The 509-nt window shown below is 65.0% G+C and carries 1 pseudogene; it reads left to right on the top strand.

The annotated features are described in order from the left end of the window. Nucleotides 1–124 (top strand): annotated as a pseudogene (locus EN906_RS36685) (DNA-protecting protein DprA); the annotation flags it as partial. Between the last annotated feature and the right edge of the window lie 385 nt (nt 125–509).

Below are 509 nucleotides of genomic sequence, written 5' to 3'. Positions count from 1 at the left end.
CCGCCACACCCGCCTGCACCCGGCCCAGGTGTTCATGGTGCTGCTGGAACTCGACCTCGCCGGCCGCCTCGAGCGCCATGCCGGAGGGAATGTTTCGCTGGTGTTCGGGGAGCCTTCCGTCTGACGCTGTTCGCATTTTCGCGCCGCCGAACTCCTTCGAGAAGCTCGGCGAGGATGGCCTTTTCAGCCGGCTTTCCGCTTTGCCGCGCCTGTGCTCATCTGTTCGACGCCAAGACCGGCCGGCGATTGCAGGGCAAAGGTCTGATATCCCGAGGCAAAGGTCTCAAGCAAAAGTTGGCTCTTGCCACTCGCGTCCGTTGGCACCAATCTCGCTCAGCCGCTCATCGGTGGATGTCGGCATGACAGGATCTTGCCATGACCCGCGATCAGATGCTCGCCCACCTGCGGTCCGCCGATGCCGTCGCGCGCGACACGGCGGCGCATGGGCACCATCCCTTCGGTTGCGTGCTGGTCGGGCCGGACGATCGCGTGCTGATGCGGCAGGGCAA

Source organism: Mesorhizobium sp. M7A.F.Ca.CA.004.06.1.1, from assembly GCF_003999135.1.
Taxonomy (GTDB): Bacteria; Pseudomonadota; Alphaproteobacteria; order Rhizobiales; family Rhizobiaceae; genus Mesorhizobium.
Note: the sequence above shows the minus strand (reverse complement) of the source record. Positions and strands in the feature narration are given on the sequence as shown.